The 18,340-nt window shown below is 43.6% G+C and carries 15 protein-coding genes and 1 pseudogene; 3 read left to right on the top strand and 13 right to left on the bottom strand.

Annotation, left to right across the window (positions count from 1 at the left end; all coding sequences use genetic code 11):
- Nucleotides 1-13: 13 nt before the first annotated feature.
- Entirely contained in the window at nt 14-358 is a 345-nt protein-coding gene (locus K8U60_RS06945) for a YolD-like family protein (protein ID WP_223636294.1), read from the bottom strand.
- A gap of 488 nt (nt 359-846) precedes the next feature.
- Between K8U60_RS06945 and licT the strand changes: the two genes are divergently transcribed.
- Nucleotides 847-1,677 (top strand): BglG family transcription antiterminator LicT, encoded by an 831-nt coding sequence (gene licT / locus K8U60_RS06940; protein ID WP_223636291.1) that lies wholly within the window; start codon nt 847-849, stop codon nt 1,675-1,677.
- 95 nt (nt 1,678-1,772) lie between these two features.
- Here licT and K8U60_RS06935 read toward each other — a convergent pair whose 3' ends face one another.
- From K8U60_RS06935 to K8U60_RS06925, 3 genes are all read right to left on the bottom strand, one after another.
- A complete protein-coding gene (locus K8U60_RS06935; protein WP_223636288.1) occupies nt 1,773-2,648 on the bottom strand; it encodes a Cof-type HAD-IIB family hydrolase in 876 nt (291 codons plus the stop codon).
- A gap of 138 nt (nt 2,649-2,786) precedes the next feature.
- Nucleotides 2,787-4,268 carry a glycoside hydrolase family 1 protein gene (locus K8U60_RS06930; protein WP_223636285.1) on the bottom strand — a complete coding sequence of 494 codons (1,482 nt, stop codon included), beginning with the start codon at nt 4,266-4,268 and terminating at the stop codon, nt 2,787-2,789.
- Between the two features lie 71 nt (nt 4,269-4,339).
- On the bottom strand, nt 4,340-6,253 hold the full coding sequence (locus tag K8U60_RS06925; RefSeq protein WP_223636283.1) for a beta-glucoside-specific PTS transporter subunit IIABC: 1,914 nt from the start codon (nt 6,251-6,253) through the stop codon (nt 4,340-4,342).
- 606 nt (nt 6,254-6,859) lie between these two features.
- Between K8U60_RS06925 and K8U60_RS06920 the strand changes: the two genes are divergently transcribed.
- Entirely contained in the window at nt 6,860-8,299 is a 1,440-nt protein-coding gene (locus K8U60_RS06920) for a glycoside hydrolase family 1 protein (protein WP_223636281.1), read from the top strand.
- Between the two features lie 323 nt (nt 8,300-8,622).
- Here the strand turns inward: K8U60_RS06920 and panB are convergent, their stop codons facing one another.
- The 8 genes and pseudogenes from panB to K8U60_RS06880 form a co-directional block, all read right to left on the bottom strand.
- The gene (gene panB, locus K8U60_RS06915; RefSeq protein ID WP_223636279.1) at nt 8,623-9,459 is read right to left on the bottom strand and encodes a 3-methyl-2-oxobutanoate hydroxymethyltransferase; all 837 of its coding nucleotides are present in this window, start codon (nt 9,457-9,459) and stop codon (nt 8,623-8,625) included.
- A gap of 266 nt (nt 9,460-9,725) precedes the next feature.
- Entirely contained in the window at nt 9,726-10,484 is a 759-nt protein-coding gene (locus K8U60_RS06910; RefSeq protein WP_263298598.1) for a sirohydrochlorin chelatase, read from the bottom strand.
- A gap of 6 nt (nt 10,485-10,490) precedes the next feature.
- The gene (cobA, locus tag K8U60_RS06905; RefSeq protein WP_223636275.1) at nt 10,491-11,267 is read right to left on the bottom strand and encodes a uroporphyrinogen-III C-methyltransferase; all 777 of its coding nucleotides are present in this window, start codon (nt 11,265-11,267) and stop codon (nt 10,491-10,493) included.
- 121 nt (nt 11,268-11,388) lie between these two features.
- Nucleotides 11,389-11,709: pseudogene (gene nirD, locus K8U60_RS06900) on the bottom strand (nitrite reductase small subunit NirD); the annotation flags it as partial.
- Nucleotides 11,710-11,724: 15 nt separating this feature from the next.
- Nucleotides 11,725-14,136: a nitrite reductase large subunit NirB gene (gene nirB / locus K8U60_RS06895; protein WP_223636273.1), complete on the bottom strand. Its 2,412-nt coding sequence runs from the start codon at nt 14,134-14,136 to the stop codon at nt 11,725-11,727.
- A gap of 458 nt (nt 14,137-14,594) precedes the next feature.
- Nucleotides 14,595-14,939, bottom strand: a complete 345-nt coding sequence (locus K8U60_RS06890; RefSeq protein WP_223636807.1) for a DUF6176 family protein — start codon at nt 14,937-14,939, stop codon at nt 14,595-14,597.
- Between the two features lie 7 nt (nt 14,940-14,946).
- A complete protein-coding gene (locus K8U60_RS06885; protein WP_223636270.1) occupies nt 14,947-15,738 on the bottom strand; it encodes an alpha/beta hydrolase in 792 nt (263 codons plus the stop codon).
- Between the two features lie 12 nt (nt 15,739-15,750).
- On the bottom strand, nt 15,751-16,443 hold the full coding sequence (locus K8U60_RS06880; protein ID WP_223636267.1) for a Type 1 glutamine amidotransferase-like domain-containing protein: 693 nt from the start codon (nt 16,441-16,443) through the stop codon (nt 15,751-15,753).
- 230 nt (nt 16,444-16,673) lie between these two features.
- Here K8U60_RS06880 and K8U60_RS06875 point away from each other — a divergent pair, with 230 nt between their 5' ends.
- On the top strand, nt 16,674-17,444 hold the full coding sequence (locus K8U60_RS06875; protein WP_223636265.1) for a nucleotidyltransferase domain-containing protein: 771 nt from the start codon (nt 16,674-16,676) through the stop codon (nt 17,442-17,444).
- 42 nt (nt 17,445-17,486) lie between these two features.
- On the opposite strand, the gene K8U60_RS06870 is transcribed toward K8U60_RS06875, so the two are convergent.
- Nucleotides 17,487-18,194 carry a Na-translocating system protein MpsC family protein gene (locus tag K8U60_RS06870; protein ID WP_223636262.1) on the bottom strand — a complete coding sequence of 236 codons (708 nt, stop codon included), beginning with the start codon at nt 18,192-18,194 and terminating at the stop codon, nt 17,487-17,489.
- Nucleotides 18,195-18,340 lie beyond the last annotated feature (146 nt).

The following is an 18,340-nucleotide window of genomic DNA, read 5'->3' as shown; positions in this document are numbered from 1 at the left end:
TGTAAAACTTTGCTCAGTCAAGCATATGGATTGAAGTGATCATACCGATTGCAAGTTGCCGTTCACCGAACGAATCTTCATAGGTGATGGCCCATTTCTCCTGATCCAGTTTTCGGATCGTGCAACGGCAGTAGTGGAAATGGCGTTCTTGCCATGATTGGATAAACACAGTGCACTTACGCTCACAAGCTACTATCAGCATATCAAGGATGGCCCCTTGCTCATCAGCACTGAGCATTGGCTGCGGATCATTAATAAAGTCAGCTGTGGAATCCCAAGCATGCTCCGATACGAACAGTCCCTCCCATCGCGTTTGCCTTCTTACATATCTTTTGCCGGTACTGCTTTTCTCCTCCATATTCTCCACTCCTTTCAAAAAAGAACATTTGTTCTTATTGTACCAATTAAAAGCAGTGATTGTGTTATTTCGAAAAAATTTTTATTTTGAAGTAGAACCATAAATGAAGAGAAGAGCTTATTTCCTTCCGATAAATAGGTGAAATGCTAACTACTAGGGTGCAACATCACCTCTTTTTACTGCTGACTAAAATTTATTCGTAGAAGGAACTGTTGTCCACTCCAGGTATTTTAACTATTAAGAATTATAGATGCTAAGCTTTTAAAATTTTCACCTTTTTTACAGAAACGCACCTTTTGAAAGCGTTGACAATGCAAGAAGACAAAGATATACTAAATTAACCGAATGAATAGATTGAAAATTAGGATTGTTACTGGTTGAGCAGGCAAAACCTAAGTCGCTAAAAGGGTGAAATCTTTGTGATTTTATCTGCTTTTAGTATGGCTTAGGTTATTTATATTGGATAGCAAAAGAACTGAGGAGAAGCCATGAAAATTGCTAAGGTTATTAATAATAATGTAATTAGTGTGCTGCAGTCAGACGGTTCGGAACTGGTTATAATGGGTACTGGCCTGGCTTATCAGAAAAAACCCGGCCAAGAGGTCGATCAGCAAAAAATCCAAAAAGTGTTTGCGTTGAAAAATAAAGAAACTTCCGATAATTTCAAGATGCTTCTTCGGGAAGTGCCTGTGGATCACATGGTTGCAGTTGAAGAAATCATTACATATGCAAAAAATAAACTGGGCAAGAAATTAAATGAAAATATCTATGTTTCCTTAACGGATCATATCAATTTTGCGATGGAGCGGTTTCGGGACGGCATTGAGATAAAGAATGCTTTGTTATGGGAAGTAAAACAGCTTTATAAGGAAGAGTTTTTGGTTGGCATGAAAGCAGTCGAACATATAAATGAAAAGTTCAATGTCTCGTTATCTGAAGATGAGGCAGGTTTTATCGCAATCCATTTAATTAATGCAGAAATGAATGAAGATGTGTCAAATACGTTAAATATCACAAAATTCATCCACCAAATCATTACAATCGTCAAATACCATTTTAAAGTGGAGTTCGAAGAAGATTCCTTAAATTATATGCGCTTTATCACCCATTTGAAATTTTTCGCCCAACGCATTTTTAAAGGCACACATTATGAAGGTACGGATGATGATTTGTATACTCTGGTTAAGCAAAAGCACCCAGACGCAGCAAAATGCACCAATAGAATTAAGGAATACATTAAAAAAGAATATGGCCATGAATTGACCAACGAAGAAATGCTTTACTTGACGATTCACATTGAACGTGTTGTCAAAAGATGAATAAACCCTTGAGCAACAGCGCTTCGCTGAAAGACTTTCCTCTATATAACAAAAAAGAAAAGATGCCCCATCAGGCATCTTTTCTTTTAATCGTTTTACAGTTTGGCTTGTACAGTAGTTAATACATAATTATTTATGGCATAGGCCACGCCATTTTCATTGTTTGAATGTGTAACAACATCACAAACCTCTTTCACTTGAGGCTCTGCATTTCCCATCGCAACTGAAAGTCCAGCCACTTCAAGCATCGGAATATCATTAAAGTTATCTCCAATAGCCACGGTATCGTGTAAAGGAATGTTGTAGTGTTCAGCTACTCTTTTCAGAGCGCTCCCTTTATTTCCATGCTGATCCATCACTTCGATATTCAAAGGGCTCGAAGAAGTGATGCCGATAGTAGAGATGCCCTCCAAATAGCCGGATAACGCTGTTTTACTGCTGCTGTTTAAAGTCAGTACAAAGAATTTTTGGATGGTTAAATCTCTTCTGTTAAACAACTCGCTATAATGCTCGAAGAAATTAATGAGACTTGATTTTTGCGGCTGTTCTGTAATTTTTTGATAAATTTCATCTGAAAGGCCTTCGACTTTGATCTGTTCCTGTTTCATCGCAAGTTCTACTCGTTCTGACCAGTCTGCAGGTAGATAAATACCGTAATTGGTGTAGATTCGATATGGAAACTGATCCTCATCCAGCTTCTCTGCCGTCTTGATGATATCTTCTCTGTTCATAGATACACTTTGCAGAACACGGCCTTGGGCTTGCACAACGGATCCGTTGCTTCCGGCCAACGGAATCGACAAATCGTATTTTTCAAGGATTTGTTGAATATCTTCCGGAGCACGACCCGAGCAGATCATCACTATATTTCCCTGATTCTGTGCTTCCCGTATTGCTGCAAGATTTTCTTTCGTAATTTCCATTTTGGGAGACAGCAACGTGCCATCTAAATCAATCGCAATCAGTTTCATTATTCTCCACCTCTTATCCTAAATTCAAACATAGTACTATCATTCAGTATAAAGCATTCGTTTATTTCTGCCCTTACCTGGAAACTTTTTCACAACCAGTTTAAAGTGCCCTACTCTATTGAGTAAGGCACTTTTTCATTACTTCACTTCATCTAAGCTTTTCTGATGCAATTCTTCGCCGTTAGTAGCGATTACATTTTTGTACCAATCAAATGACTTTTTCTTTTTTCTTTCCAGCGTACCGTTGCCATAATCGTCTTGGTCCACGTAAATAAATCCATAGCGCTTGGACATTTCGGAGGTACTGGCAGAAATCAAATCAATGCAGCCCCAGCTTGTATAGCCCATCAGTTCAACACCATCTTTAATCGCTTCTCCCATTTGTTCAATATGGGCCTGAAGGTAGTCGATGCGGTAATCATCGTTGATCGAGCCATCTTCTTCCACAACATCGTATGCCCCTAAGCCATTTTCCACAATGAATAATGGTACTTGATAGCGGTCATACATTTTGTTTAACGTTATGCGCAAGCCTTTCGGGTCAATCTGCCAACCCCAGTCCGAAGCTTCCAAATAAGGATTTTTAATCCCAAGAGAAAAGTTTCCTTTCTCTTTTGCTTTATCCGGATTTCCGCTTGCCACCATTGACATATAATAGCTGAATGACAGAAAGTCGACAGTATGCTGAAGCAAGATTTCTTTATCGCCTGGAAGCATTTCAATCTGAATATTATTTTCTCTAAAGTATCGGTTCATGAAACTTGGGTAATAGCCGCGTACTTGAACATCTGTAAAAAATAAGTTTTTCTGATCTTCATCCAGTGCTGCCAACACATCATCCGGGCTGCATGTTTCCGGATAGGATTCCATGCGAGCCAGCATACAGCCGATCTGGGAACCAGGAATAATTTCGTGGCAAGCCTTTACCGCTAAGCTACTCGCTACAAACTGATGATGCAACGCTTGATATACCGCTTGTTCCTTGTTTTCAAGGCGGTCAACCAAAATTCCGCTGCCGATATATGGTGAAAACATAGAGATATTGATTTCATTGAATGTCAGCCAATATTTCACTTTATCTTTGTAGCGGTTGAATACCGTTTCAGCGTAATGAACAAAAAAGTCTACTAAGCGACGGTCAGTCCAGCCGTTGTATTTTTGCACCAGGTGAAGCGGCATTTCGTAATGCGATAGGGTCACTAATGGTTCAATACCATGTTTCTGCAATTCATCAAACACGCGATCGTAGAAAGCCAATCCTTCTTCATTCGGTGTTTGCTCATCGCCATTCGGAAAAATACGCGGCCAGGATATCGACAAACGAAACGTTTTAAAGCCCATCTCTGCAAAAAGAGCGATATCTTCTTTGTAACGGTTATAAAAATCAATTCCACGGCGCTTCGGAAAATTGGTTTTCTCGGTTTCGGCTAGCAACGCGTTCAATTCCGATTCGCTTTTAACGTCCATTTCAATGTCGTTGCCGCGTTCTTCTTTCGGCACAAATGAAACCATATCGAAAATCGACAGCCCTTTTCCTCCTGCATTGTATGCGCCTTCTAGTTGATTGGCAGCTGTTGCACCGCCCCATAAAAACCCTTTTGGAAATGTAGTTGATGTCATGAATTTATCTCCTTTTTTATGTATGGAAGAAAAACGGAATTCCGTTTTTCTTCCTACTTATTTTTGTGAAGTTAGATGTCCAGTGAAATGAGCGGCTCGCCCCACTTGACTTGTTTGTCTGTCGTTGTGTTGACCTGAGCATATTTTCCAGTATCTGTGATGACTACAGGCGTCGTCACTTCAAATCCAGCTTTCTTAATTGCCTCAATATCAAATTCAATCAGCAGCTGGCCTTTTTCCACCTGAGCACCTTGTTCTACAAGAGCCGTGAAATACTTGCCGTTAAGCTGGACCGTATTCATGCCGATGTGGATCAATATTTCCGCACCGCTGTCTGCTGTAATGCCGATTGCGTGCTTTGTTGGAAACAAAGCGGTTACAATGCCGGAAATCGGTGCAAACAATTTTCCTTCTGTCGGCTCGATTGCTACACCTTTACCCAGAGCACCCGATGAAAATGCGGCATCTCCGATTTCCGAAAGTGGTTTGATAAGCCCCTCCATAGGGCTTGCTACGATTTGATCTCCTACAAGCAATGCTTCTTCTTTTTGAACAGCTACTTTTTCTGTTGCAGGATCATTTGTTGTATCTGCTTTAGTCATGCCGAATAAGTACGTAAGGATAAAACTAAGAACAAAGGCAACCCCAATTGATATCATCACTGCCCAAAAGCTAAAACCTAATCCTCCTGTAGGAGGAATGAATGTCGGGATTCCAAAGATTCCAAGGCCACCGATCATGTAAAATGCTGAATTGCCAAAAGCAAGAATAGCTCCACCAACAGCTCCACCAATACAACTTATGATGAAAGGTTTTTTCAGCGGAAGCGTAATTCCGTAAATCGCCGGTTCTGTAACACCGAAAATACCCGAGATGAATGCTGGAATGCTAAGCGATTTCATCTTTTGATTCTTGATTCTCATCCAAACTGCAAGAACAGCCCCAATTTGCGCAAATGAAGCCGCGAATGACATCGCAAGAATAGGATCCGCTCCATAAACCGACAAGTTGTTGATCGCAATCGGTACAAGGCCCCAGTGCAGACCAAACATGACGAAGACTTGCCAAAGCCCGCCGATGAACAAACCGGCAATGATCGGGCTTAAGTTGAAGATGAACAAGGTTGATTGTCCAAGCAGTTGTCCTGCCCAAGTGGCAATCGGCCCGATCAGCATGAATGTAACCGGCACTACTACAAGTAAGGTTGCAAATGGAACAATGAACGTTTTTACGACGTCAGGTGTGATGTTACTAAACATTTTTTCTACTTTAGCACCAATTGCCGAAGCAATAATAATTGGAATAACGGATGATGCATAACTCATTAAGATTACCGGAATACCTAAAAAGGTAATATGAACAGGTGATTCAAAAAGAGTGCCACTAAACAGTGTATAAAGCGGTTCGCCTGCCGATAGACCGGATAGGGTTGGATAAACAAGAGCTGCACCAATGGCCATCCCGATAAAAGGACTGCCGCCGAATTTCTTCATTGCTGTATAACCAAGGAAAATAGGGAAGAAGTAAAAAAGTGAGTCACCGACTGCGTTTAGGATTTGATATGTACCGGATGTCGTATCAAGCCATCCAAGTGCTACAAACAGTGCATTTAACCCTTTGATCATCCCGGTTGCTGCAAGGACGCCAAGAATTGGTGAAAAAATACTGGAAATAATATCAATAAGTCGGTTGAATAGACTTGTATCGCCCGACTCTTCTGGAGGAGCATCGTTAGCTCCAAAGCCGCCTACTTCAACAACTGCTTTGTATACGTCTTGCACATGATTTCCGATAACTACCTGATACTGGCCGCCACTTTGCATGACTGTTACCACACCATCCATGTTCTTCAATACTTCTTTATTCGCCTTACTTTCATCTTTCAGCTTAAAGCGAAGCCGGGTAATGCAGTGCACCACACTATTGATATTCCCCCGGCCCCCAACATTCTCGATGATCTCTTTTGCCAACTTCTCATACTTCATCTTTTCCACCCCCATGATATTCAACCAATTTAATTTTGGAAACAAAAAAACCTAAATCATACAACGTCAGAGATAGATCTCTGTACCGTTCTATGATTTAGGTTTTGCCTGCTTCACCAGTAACAACCCTAAAGGGATTGATATGCAGTTGATGGGTTAAATATATCAGCACTGAAATTAGATGTCAACGCTTTCATTTTTATTTTTTTAATTTTATAAAAATTAAAGGAATTTCAGCTGATTTTTAAAACTACTGGAATCACCCCCTAGTCAAAGAAGTCGAGGTACTTACCTCAGATCCAAAGAACCCATGCAAAACCTTACTTTGAGTTTTGGTGTGACTGGCGTTTTATTAGTTTCGAATGAGCTTCTTCTCTCTATTCTTAAACTAAAAAAGGCAACGGAAAAGTTTTCTGTAAATTGTTTGCCTAATCAAAAAAGCAATGGTAAAGTTAATTCAATTAACTATTATAGGATTGTTACTGCTTATGCAGGCAAAACCTAAATCACGTAGAGTACGGGACGAGTATGTCTCTTTACGTGATTTGGGTTTTTTTATTACCCGCGTGAAAACGCACCCATTATACATAATTGGAGGTTTTACAAATGACGAAGACATATCAATTTCCCGAAAACTTTTTATGGGGCGGCGCAACAGCTGCCAATCAACTAGAAGGTGCTCATCTTGAAGGTGGCAAGGGGATGAACCTTGCAGACGTTATGCCGGGTGGAAAAGTTCGTTTCAACCTAATCACTGCACCGGGATTCGATTTTGAAATCGATAAGGACACGTATACCTACCCAAACCATGATGCCATCGATTTTTATCATCGTTACGCTGATGATATTGCCCTTTTTGCAGAGATGGGTTTTAAGACCTTCCGTCTGTCAATTGCCTGGTCACGCATTTTTCCGAACGGCGACGAGCTTGAGCCGAACGAAGAAGGCCTAGCATTTTATGACCGTGTATTCGATGAGTGTTTGAAGCATGGGATGGAACCGCTTGTCACGATTTCCCACTATGAAATGCCTTTATACTTGATTAAAGAGTATGGCGGCTGGAGAAGCCGTGAAGTCATTACTTTCTTCGAGCGCTATGCCATTACCTTATTCAACCGTTACAAAGATAAAGTGAAATACTGGTTAACGTTCAATGAAATCAACGGCGCAACACATATGCCGATTTTCGGTCTTGGATTTTCTCCCGCTACTGAAGATGTTCGTTTACAGGAAAGCTTCCAAGGGCTGCACCACCAATTTGTAGCGAGCAGCTTGGCAGTGAAAGCTTGCCACGAAATCAGTCCTGACGCTCAAATCGGCTGCATGTTGCTTTATGCTCCGGTTTACGCCTATGACAGCAATCCAGCAAATGTGTTGTATGCGATGAAGGAAGAGCAAATCTTCAACTACATTTGTGGAGATGTTCAGGTGCGTGGCGAATACCCTGCATTTACAAAACGCTATTTCAAAGAAAATGACATCAACATTGAAATGCAGGAAAATGACTTAGAGATCATTAAACAACACCCAGTCGACTTCATTTCTCTCAGCTACTACATGTCTCGTACGGAAAAGAAAGAGAAAACATCAGAGGAACAATCAGCAGGAAACATCATGGCCGGTGTGAAAAATCCATTCCTAAGTGCAAGTGACTGGGGTTGGGAAATTGATCCTACCGGTCTACAGATTGCATTAAATCAATTATACGACCGCTACCGCGTGCCATTGTTCATCGTAGAAAATGGGCTTGGCGCGTACGATGAAGTGGAAGAAGACGGAAGCATCCATGACGACTACCGCATCAAATACCTTCGCGAGCATATTCAAGCGATGGGTGAAGCGATCGAGGACGGCGTTGAACTGATGGGTTACACTCCTTGGGGCTGCATCGACCTGGTAAGTGCTTCGACTGGTGAAATGTCCAAGCGCTACGGCTTCATCTATGTAGATAAACACGATGACGGAAGCGGTACTCTTGAGCGTAAGAAGAAAAAATCGTTCGACTGGTATAAAAACCTTATTGCTACAAATGGAAGAGAGTTATAATATTCAGCAAGCCAAGTATTGGTCCATTTTGTTTGGGCCAATGCTTTTTATTTATTTTTAATTTTACATAAAAGTACACTAACGATAAAGTAAAGAATCTTCAGTATGAGGGTGGCCATTCTACTGATAAGTCGCCATATGTAAACTTGGAAGTTAATAAATCTTTTCTATAACTTAATCCGGAAAATAATGAATAATATCATCAATCCCAGAAAAAACACCTCCAGTTTGTCGTTGGTAACTCCATACGACGTTGGTGGTGTTTTTTCCTTGTCTCATTTTAGTGGGTCACTCCATCCAAGATGCCCGGTTTTTCCGTCTCTCTATTCTTTTCCTCCATACAACTGCTGAAGTTCTTCTTCTTTCATGGTGAAACGATGTTCTTCAGCCGGAAAAGCACCTGTTTTCACTTCGTCTACATACTGGATCAAGCCTTGTTTCATGATGTCTCCGGTTTCCGCATAAGAACGCACAAACTTCGCTAAGTGGTGTGTTCCGTATTTCAGGACGTCATGATAAACGAGGACCTGTCCATCCGCTTCACTGCCGGCGCCGATGCCAATTACGGGGATTGTCAGCGCTGCCGTTACTTTCTGCGCCAATTGATAGGGGATGCATTCAAGAACCAGCATGCAGGCTCCTGCCGCTTCACATGCTTTTGCATCCTCGATCAGCTTCTGTGCAGCATCCGCTGTTTTCCCTTGAACTTTATAGCCGCCGAGAACCCCTGCGGTCTGCGGAAGCAGACCCAGATGACCGACAACCGGAATTCCGGTGCGCGTCAGCAATTTCACGACTTCCACAACTTCGTCTGCACCTTCAAGCTTCACTGCTTCCGCTCCCGTTTCCTGAAAAATGCGGACCGCATTATCAAGGGTGCGTTCTGCGCTGCCATGAAAGGAAGCAAATGGCATATCCACCACCAAAAAGGTGTCGGGCGCTCCGCGGCGTGCTGCTTTGCCGTGATGGATCATGTCATCGACAGTCACCTTTACAGTAGAATCGTATCCCAGGACGACCATCCCAAGAGAGTCGCCTACCAGAATCACATCCACGCCAGCTTGTTCTGCAAGCTTTGCGGAAGGATAATCATAGGCTGTGAGCATCGCGATTTTTTCATTCTGGGCTTTCATTTTGATGAGTGAGGCTGTGTTCTTCATTTTTTTCTCTCCTTTTGGGAGGAAAACCGAAATAAAGCCCATCGGTTCCAGAATTGGACAGACGGGCGGTAAGTTTAGCAGTGGTTTTCTCCGTCCCTGTCGATTTAAGATCAAGGCAGAACTATACAATTGTTGAGTGTCTTTATACGGGTGCAGTTCAACAATGATACCGCCCTTATTGCCACTATAGCAGAAGCCAGGATGTTGGAACATATTTTTTCTCCAGGAAGATCCTTTTCAACTTCCGCTTCAACAAAAAAAGCAAGCTAAGCCCGACTGCTTTCGCTTGCTTCTTCCCTATCAGCTGAACGCTCCAAAATAATTTCTTGTATTGCCTGATGGCGGCTCAAACTGCCTGTATGTAAAACCTGCTGGCCCTTGGAATTCCTTCTATTCACTTCCTGATCGATTTCATCCAATAGAAGGCCACCGAACAATAAATAAGGGATGACAATGACACCCGCTTTTATTTCCCGGGAAATTTCTTCAATGCCTTGTTGAAAGCTTGGAGATGTCGCTGCGAGGTAACAAACGGAGACGTTTTCGGCCTCTAACCGCCGCTTCAAGCCTTCAGTGATTTTCCCGAAAGCTTCATGGATTGCAGGGTCGCTGCTGCCCCTGCCCACGACCAGAAGGGATTCTCGACCGCTCCATGCTCCCGTGGACATGACCATTTCAGCGATGGCATCCAGTATCCGTTCCTGCACGCCGAATGGATCGGCTACGGTGACTTGAATTTGTGGGTATTGTTGCTGTAAAGGAAGCAGGGCTTCCGGAATATCAGTTTTAATGTGACCGGCTGCCAACAGAAAAAGGGGCACCACAGTAATTGCTGTAGCCCCCTTTTTAACACAACGTATAAACCCTTCTTCAATAAAAGGCTCCGTTAACTCCAGGAAGCTGATTTCCTGTATGGAGACATTCGTTTGCCTGATGATCTTTTGCAGGAAGCTTTTCGCTTCTGCAGCCCCTTTTTCCGAACGCGTCCCATGCCCTACGTATAATATCGCCCTCACGGACAGCATCTCCTTTCAATTCTGCATAGCCGGCAAATGCGGGACAATCTCTTCATCAAACCAATTGATCTTCTGGTGAAGCTTCACTACTTCCCCGATGATGATCATGCTTGGATTGGAGATCCCCGACTCTTTCACCTGATTTTCAATGGTTTCCAATATACCCACGACTGTAGACTGCTCATTCAACGTTCCCCAATGAACAAGCGCAATCGGTGTTTTCGGTGACTTTCCATTATTGATCAAGTGATTGATGATGTTCGGCAACTGCTGAACGCCCATATACACACAAATGGTGTCCACCGCTTTCGCCAGGTGCTCCCATTGGTGCTCAGCTTCCACATCTCCCGCCTGGTGGCCTGTAACAAATGCAAAACTCTTGCTTAAAGTTCTATGGGTCACCGGAATTCCTGCATAAGCAGCAGCGGCTATCCCTGCGGTGATGCCCGGCACCACTTCAAAATTGACCCCATTTTTCGCGCATTCTTCGGCCTCTTCTCCGCCCCTCCCGAAAACAAATGGATCTCCACCTTTTAAGCGGACAACCCGCAACCCTTTTTTCGCATATTTCACCAAAAAGTGATTGATCGTTTCCTGCTTCATCGTGTGATAATGAGGAAGTTTCCCGCAATAGATAAGCTGTGCATTTTCTTTCGCATGTCCGAGCAGTTCCCGGTTCACGAGCCGATCATATAAAATGACATCCGCAGACTCCAAAAGACGAAGCCCTTTGACGGTAATTAAATCTGGATCTCCTGGACCCGCTCCCACTAAATAGACTGTACCCATCATATTATTGCCACCCTTCCTCATTTTCCAGTCTCGCTTCCTACTCTCCAGCTTTGCCTGCTACTATGGTGTTCCCCAAAGAATGACTGCATTCCAGCGGGGCCGATGCTTCACCGGACCCATCGAACAATACGTAGACTTCACCGTTTTCCACTGTCACTTCAAAAGTTTTTACACATCCCACATCCGGCCCCTGGGCTTTGCCGTCAACCACACTGATTTTCCAATCATGCATGGGGCAAAAAACATATTCCCCGCTTACCATCCCTTCGGATAGAACGCCGGCTTTATGCGGACACCGGTTTTCGATGGCTCGTATGTCTCCGTTAGCCAGCTTGAAAACGGCCAATTCCAAGTTGCCGTCTTCCACATAAACCCTTTTCCCTAAATTCTCTGGCAGCTCATCGACTTTTGTTATAAAAACTTTGCTCACTAACTTTTCCATACTCATCCTCCTCCGTTATTTTGCCCCTACAGGAATTTTCACATTCTCATAAAGATCTCTGGCCATCGTCTCGTCTTCCAAAACTTCTTTCCAGCCATCCTGCACGACAGACATATTCTCATCCATCCGTTTGTTCAACTCGTTGAAAGTCTGCTCATCCGCTAGAACTTCTTTGATATGTTCGATTCCCATCCGTTCCACCCACACCGATGTCCGGTCTAAGTAATTCGCTGTTTCCCTGTAATACTGCAAAAATGCAGCCGTCGTTTCCAAGACTTCTTGCTCCGTTTTCACTTTAGCCAAGAGTTCGGCCTGCCTCATATGCGTTCCGGCATTGCCTCCGACGTATATTTCAAATTCGCCGTCCAATCCGATGATCCCCACGTCTTTTACAGCGCCTTCCGCACAATTTCTCGGACAAGCTGACACACTCATCTTCACTTTATGCGGTGCATTCATGCCTTCGAATTTTTTCTCCAACTGTGTTCCCAAACCGATCGAGTCTGAAGTTCCGAATCGGCAAAAGTCTGCCCCCACACAGGTTTTCACTGTACGTAAGCCTTTTGAATACGCAGCCCCAGAAGGCATATCCAGCTCTGCCCAGATGCTCGGTAAATCGTCTTTTTTAACACCGAACAAGTCGATTCGCTGTCCGCCTGTCACTTTGATCAATTTCACTTCGTATTTATCTGCGACATCAGCGATTTTCCGCAGGTCTTTTGAGTTGGTGACTCCGCCGTACATTCTCGGAACCACGCTGTACGTACCGTCTTTTTGAATGTTGGCTCGCAGTCTTTCATTGACGTAACGCGATTCTTTTTCGTCTTTATAACCTGTTGGATTCAGCATTCCCAGATAGTAGTTTAAGGCAGGGCGGCATTTCGAACACCCTCCTTCTGAGGTCCATCCAAGGACGTTCATCACTTCTCTTGTATGGGACAAGCCTTTTGCTTTAATTTCTTCAATCACTTCATCCTTCGACAATGTTGTACATGAACACACCGACTCTTTTTGGTTCTCTTCAAAAGCATCCCCTACCGTACATGCCACTAAATCGGAAACAAGCGATGTACATCCTCCGCATGACCGGGAAGCACTGGTGCATCCCTTAACCTGCTCAACCGTCGTCAAACCCTGGCTGTTGATGGCATCGACGATCGCCCCTTTGGTTACACCGTTACAGCCGCAAATGATTTCTTCGTTCGGCATGGAAGCAACCAGATCAATTCCTGTTTCCAGTGACGCTGCATTATCCATATACTCTTCGATAGGCGCTGACTTATTGATCAAGCTCAGTAAGCGGTTGCCGTCTTTGGTATCTCCAAATAGGACCGCCCCGGTGATTTTCCCATCGTCTATCAATACCTTTTGGTAGACGCCTCGCCAATCATCGAATACTTTCACTGATTTCGTCTCTGCGTCCTCGACGATTTTTCCTGCGGAGAAAACATCTACGCCCGATACCTTCAATTGAGTAGACAGGACAGACCCTTGATAGCCGGCGCTTTCTGTTCCGCAAATCCGCTTAGCCATTTCCTGCCCTTGCTGATACAGCGGAGCAACGAGTCCATATACCGCGCCCCGGTGTTCAACACATTCACCGACAGCATAAACGCCGGGCACGTTCGTTTCCAAATGGTCATTGACGAGGATTCCTCTATTGACTTCAATGCCGCTGTCTTTCGCTAATGCTGCATTCGGTTTGATCCCGACAGCCATGACGACCAAATCGGCTTCGACTTCTTCACCATCTGCGAATTTTAAGCCGGCAACACGTTCTTCTCCTGTTATTTCAGCTGACTGCTTTTCCAATAAAAAATTCATGCCTTGGCTTTCCAGCTCTTTTTGCAGCATCTTGGCAGCTGCTTTATCCAATTGCCGCTCCATCAGGCAGTCGGAAAGATGAACGACATCCACTGTCATGCCCAGATTCAACAACCCCCGGGCCGCTTCCAATCCCAGTAATCCTCCGCCAATGACAATGGCTTTTTTATATTCCTGCGAAGCTTTGATCATTTGCTCGCAGTCTCTTATATTACGGAAAGCGGTGACGCCTTCTTTATCCGCTCCCGGAAGCGGGAGCATGAAAGGCACTGATCCGGTTGCGATAATCAGTTTATCGTAAGCGACCTGACGCCCTTTATCGGTCAAAATCATTTGCTGGGCGGTATCGATGCCGGTAACCGACTCTCCTATGTATAAGGAAATCCCGTTTTCTTCATACCAATTCCAATCGTTCAGCGTAATATCCGCAATTTCCGTGTCCCCCTGCAAAACTTTTGATAATTGAATCCGATTATAATTTGGATAAGGCTCGTCTCCAAAAACGGTGATATCGAATTTTTCTGGTGAGAGCTTCAATACTTCTTCGACTGCCCGTACTCCTGCCATCCCATTGCCGATCAGTACCAGTTTTTGTTTGTCCATATTATCAACCCTTCCAAATATAATAGTTGTGCCTGCCTATTAAAGCATCTGAGAAATTATTATTTTGATTCCATTTTCAAACTATTCAAACTTTATTTCATAAATATAGAGGGAAAATTTAGCTTTGTCAATTTTATATGTAAACAAACCTAACATATAAAATATTTTATTCAGAGTTTTTTGACTTTTTGCATACATTTTTCTTTTTTTCAAACGCTTACATAGTTTCATAAGACTATATGACGTAAGGAAACCTAACAATTCGAGGAATTTTTTTCACAAAAAATCACCCTCAGCATTTTATTACAATACTGAGGGTGATCGCTGTTTCAATTCCACTTCGATGACGCTCCCGCTTCTATCCAGACAACTGCAAATGTGAATCGGGTGCAAAGTTGTTCAATTAAGTATGTCTTCTATGTATTGCTTAGTTTCTTCCACGCGTTTTGCGCAGGCTTTCATTTCATTGCATCCCTTACTTTCTCCTGAATCATGACAACCTGTGGTTCCAGGTCGACTGAACCATAGGCGGAATCAATGCATTCATTCCAAAACTCTATGTGCTTTTTGTCCACTTCATGGCTGGAGCTCTCCAGTTCAGTTCCGCCTTCCCCTTGTACCGAATACCAGTATAAGTAGGTGACGCCTTCAAGCTCTTCTTTAAAAATCGTTTCTACAAACATTTTTTCATCCTCGAGAGTCAGCAGGACTTTGTCCATATGCTCATTCAAATATCCCATCCATTGTTCAACCGTTTCGTTTTTTCCTTCTTTAACTTTGAACCGCGAAAGTTCTGCCGTCAGCTTCATTTCATCTACACCCTTCTGGTATCACATCATTTATTAAAAAAGAAAAAAGCTGTGGTACTCTTTTTTGGAAAGAACGATAATTATGTTCTTCTCCTTCCAATACCTTAAAATTCGCTGCCGGAACTTTTCTTTTGACGACCTCATAAATTGCACGATTGGAAGCCAAAAACTCTTTGCTTACAAAAGTTCCACTCCCTGCTTCATCGGTACCGCAATCCATATATGGGGTGCGGATGGCCGACAGATCTGTTGCCTCCAGCAAGCCCTCCATTTTTTCCTGGTTTGCATAAAACGCTCCTGAGAAAACAAATAGATCTTTAAAAACTTTCGGATAAAGGCAAGCAGCATATAATGTGATTAATCCGCCCATTGAGATCCCAGCCATCGCTGTCTGAATTTCTACCGTTCTGTATTTTTTATCGATAGATGGTTTGAGTTCTTCGACGATAAATTCAATGTATTGCTTGCCTTTTCCTCCAAAAGAAGAACTTTCCGCACCTAAAAATTTTTGGCTGTATGCACCATTCTCCCATGGGCAATACTCATTTTTTCGCTCATCGCTGTTTTGATCAATTGCTACTACAATGACATCCAGCCCTGTTTCATCCAAAGAGCTTTCAAGTTCAAGGGAAACTCCACCAATAGCCTCGCCATCCTGAAAAACGTTCTGGCCGTCATGCATATACAGCACAGGATATTTTTTCTCACCAAGTTGGTAGCTGCGCGGCAAATAGACCTGAATCCTTCGCTGTTGTTCAAAACTTTTTATCGTCATTAAAAAGATATCCAGCATCTCAATTCTCCTTTATCGGTTATCCCCCAAATACTCAACTGCCAACTCTTCTTCTCCATCCTTGCTCACCCGGTAAGCCTTTGCTGCCGGTCTTGAACTGACAATCCGTTTGATATCCTGGTCCACGTAGTGGATAGCCGCTCCATCGTCTGCCGCAACCCCCTCTTGCAAGTTGCCTTGTTCGATAAACTGGCGGTAAGCCGGTCTTCTTTCAGCTTCACCGTCGTAATGCGGACAATGGCTGCCTTTCAGGAAACCCAGCGCCTGGAGTGGTTCGAGTTTGTCTCCATAGGAATCGGTGACACCTTCCTCGTACCAGCAGATAGAACCGGCACTGAGGCCCGCCAGCACAATTCCCTGCTGCCATGCCTTCTTCAGAATTCCGTCCAATCCCCATTCTTTCCAAAGCACCAGCAGGTTTTTGGTATTGCCGCCGCCTACGTAAATGATGTCCTGCTCCAGCACGAAGCGTTCCAAATCCCGTGTTGGCGGCTTAAATAAAGATAGATGGCTCGGAATGCATGGCTGCTGATGGAAGAAATCATAGAACTTCTCGATATAGCCTTCCGCATCTCCGCTTGCCGTTGGAATAAAACAGATTTTCGGCTGGGGTTTATTGGCCTGCTGCAATATGTATTGATCGAGTAATGGATTGTCGGGTTCCATCGAGAAACCTCCACCGCCCATGGCAATGATCTGGCGCATAGCTTTCATCCTTTCTTCACATTCTTATTTCTATTTATCCCGCTTTAACGGGCAGTAAGACTCCCACTTCTGCAAGTGGGAGATCCACTGACCATAAAAGTCCGATTGGATCAACTAACAATCAGTGGGTTGCCTCCCACTGATTGAAGTTTCTCTTTATCCTTCAAATTGGAAGGTTTATCCTTCTATGCTATAGTAATTAAAACAAATTCAGCTGGTGGGGGATTATCATGCTTGTACAGGAAGTTGCGGTAGAAAAAATAACAGCCAGTTTAACGCAAAGCCCTTATGTCCGAGCCGTCTTCTTGAAGGGTTCCATGGGCAGAGATGAACACGATGAGCATTCGGATATCGACCTTTATTGCCTGGTCGAAAAAGAACAGGAAGAATTGTTTCTGGCTGAGCGCCTTACTCATTTGCAGGCATATCGGCCGGTGCTGTTTCAGGACGATATCTTCATCATTGCCCCTCAGCTCATAGCGGTTTTTGATGATTTGCTGCATATCGATCTGTTTACGGTGACTGTAGAATCATTTACGTCAAAGGATTTCTTTAGGGTGGTCTATGATCCTGAAAACCTGCTGGAGCAATTTACAGAATCGCAAAGTCTGGAGCTGAGTAGATTTGAATACACAGATCACGTCATCGATGTTGCGTGGTTTTTATTTCAGTACTGGAAAGCGGCTGCCAGAGGAAACAAGGTATGGGCAGTGAAGATGCTGTCTCATGTTGTGGAGCATTTAGCGCGGGTTCTCTTATACCGCTATGCACCAGAGCGGGCGCAGCTGGGCCTGAAAACAGTGAGCCGTTCGTTGCCGGAAGCCATATTTTCGGAAATCGAGGGAATCTCCAGTCTCATGACACCGGCAGATCATGCGCAGGCAGCTTCACGTATCAAAGAACTGCTGAAACGGGAATACAGCTGGATCGATGAACATGCGTCCGAGGGTGATAAGATGATGCCGCTCATGAAAGAGATGATTGGAATTCAGGAACATTAAACAAGCAGAAAGTGCCTGACGACTGCGCTTCCCGCTTGTTCGTTATTGACCCTTCTCTTGTTCCGGTTCTATCAGCAGCACTATAAACCCTATATCTTCTGTAAAGTTCCAATCGGTGAATACTTCGGTTATGTTCCGGTTTAAGATTTGTTCAAGAGAAGAGTTATAGATGAGTTTCGATTCCAAAGGGCGTTTTGCCAGTTTCAGCTGTTCCGTAAAATTATTTTTGATCAATTCCTTTTCGATTTCAATCATAATTCCTGTTCTTTGAATCAATACAATTCGTGGATTCAACCAATAAACTTCAATTTTCTCAGGTTCTTTCTGGGCTTCTTTGCTGATTTCGATGATTTCCTGAAAAAATGCCTTGGGATCTACACCTTTCGGCCATTCGCCATCATCTTCAACCCCCTCTTCGTTGAGCACCAGAATCAGCATGCCGGTCTTATTCTCCAAATTCCAGTCTGTGTAAATGTCTTTGATATCAAGATCCGCTGATTTCAACAGGTCCATCTTTATTTGGCCATCCAAATCCGCCATCAGCAAATCCCGGATTTCCTTTACACGTCCAGCTTCATGTTTGCTCATCAGCACTTTTTCTGTCGGCGCCAGGAACTCACGCAAATGGATAACGATAAACGGACGACGGATTGAGACAAATACAGACCTTAGCCCTTTTCCAAAATACGTTCGCAATAAACCTGCAATATAGCCGCTCACTTCCGCTTCAATGGTCTTGTCCTTCTTCATGGGCGCTGCTCCTTTAGGTGACACATCATTTGTTCTGATGCTATTCCCCTAAACGAGCGCATTTAATCCTCCACCGAAACGGTCGTGCTAATATCACCAGGAGAAAAAAAGAACGGCAGACTTATCCACCTATAAAAACTTCTGCC

Source organism: Planococcus circulans (genome assembly GCF_020023385.1).
Classification (GTDB): domain Bacteria; phylum Bacillota; class Bacilli; order Bacillales_A; family Planococcaceae; genus Planococcus.
The sequence above is the reverse complement of the archived record's forward strand: the minus strand, read 5'-3'. Positions and strand labels throughout refer to the sequence as shown.

Bases quoted from the DNA above. Each gene is read 5' to 3' on its own strand.
- K8U60_RS06885 (WP_223636270.1), bottom strand. From the start codon at position 15,738: ATGCTGGATATCTTTTTAATGACGATAAAAAGTTTTGAACAACAGCGA.
- K8U60_RS06930 (WP_223636285.1), bottom strand. From the start codon at position 4,268: ATGACATCAACTACATTTCCAAAAGGGTTTTTATGGGGCGGTGCAACA.
- K8U60_RS06925 (WP_223636283.1), bottom strand. From the start codon at position 6,253: ATGAAGTATGAGAAGTTGGCAAAAGAGATCATCGAGAATGTTGGGGGC.
- K8U60_RS06880 (WP_223636267.1), bottom strand. From the start codon at position 16,443: ATGCGCCAGATCATTGCCATGGGCGGTGGAGGTTTCTCGATGGAACCC.
- K8U60_RS06875 (WP_223636265.1), top strand. From the start codon at position 16,674: ATGCTTGTACAGGAAGTTGCGGTAGAAAAAATAACAGCCAGTTTAACG.
- cobA (WP_223636275.1), bottom strand. From the start codon at position 11,267: ATGATGGGTACAGTCTATTTAGTGGGAGCGGGTCCAGGAGATCCAGAT.
- panB (WP_223636279.1), bottom strand. From the start codon at position 9,459: ATGAAGAACACAGCCTCACTCATCAAAATGAAAGCCCAGAATGAAAAA.
- K8U60_RS06920 (WP_223636281.1), top strand. From the start codon at position 6,860: ATGACGAAGACATATCAATTTCCCGAAAACTTTTTATGGGGCGGCGCA.
- K8U60_RS06870 (WP_223636262.1), bottom strand. From the start codon at position 18,194: ATGAAGAAGGACAAGACCATTGAAGCGGAAGTGAGCGGCTATATTGCA.
- K8U60_RS06910 (WP_263298598.1), bottom strand. From the start codon at position 10,484: ATGCTGTCCGTGAGGGCGATATTATACGTAGGGCATGGGACGCGTTCG.
- K8U60_RS06935 (WP_223636288.1), bottom strand. From the start codon at position 2,648: ATGAAACTGATTGCGATTGATTTAGATGGCACGTTGCTGTCTCCCAAA.
- licT (WP_223636291.1), top strand. From the start codon at position 847: ATGAAAATTGCTAAGGTTATTAATAATAATGTAATTAGTGTGCTGCAG.
- nirB (WP_223636273.1), bottom strand. From the start codon at position 14,136: ATGGACAAACAAAAACTGGTACTGATCGGCAATGGGATGGCAGGAGTA.
- K8U60_RS06945 (WP_223636294.1), bottom strand. From the start codon at position 358: ATGGAGGAGAAAAGCAGTACCGGCAAAAGATATGTAAGAAGGCAAACG.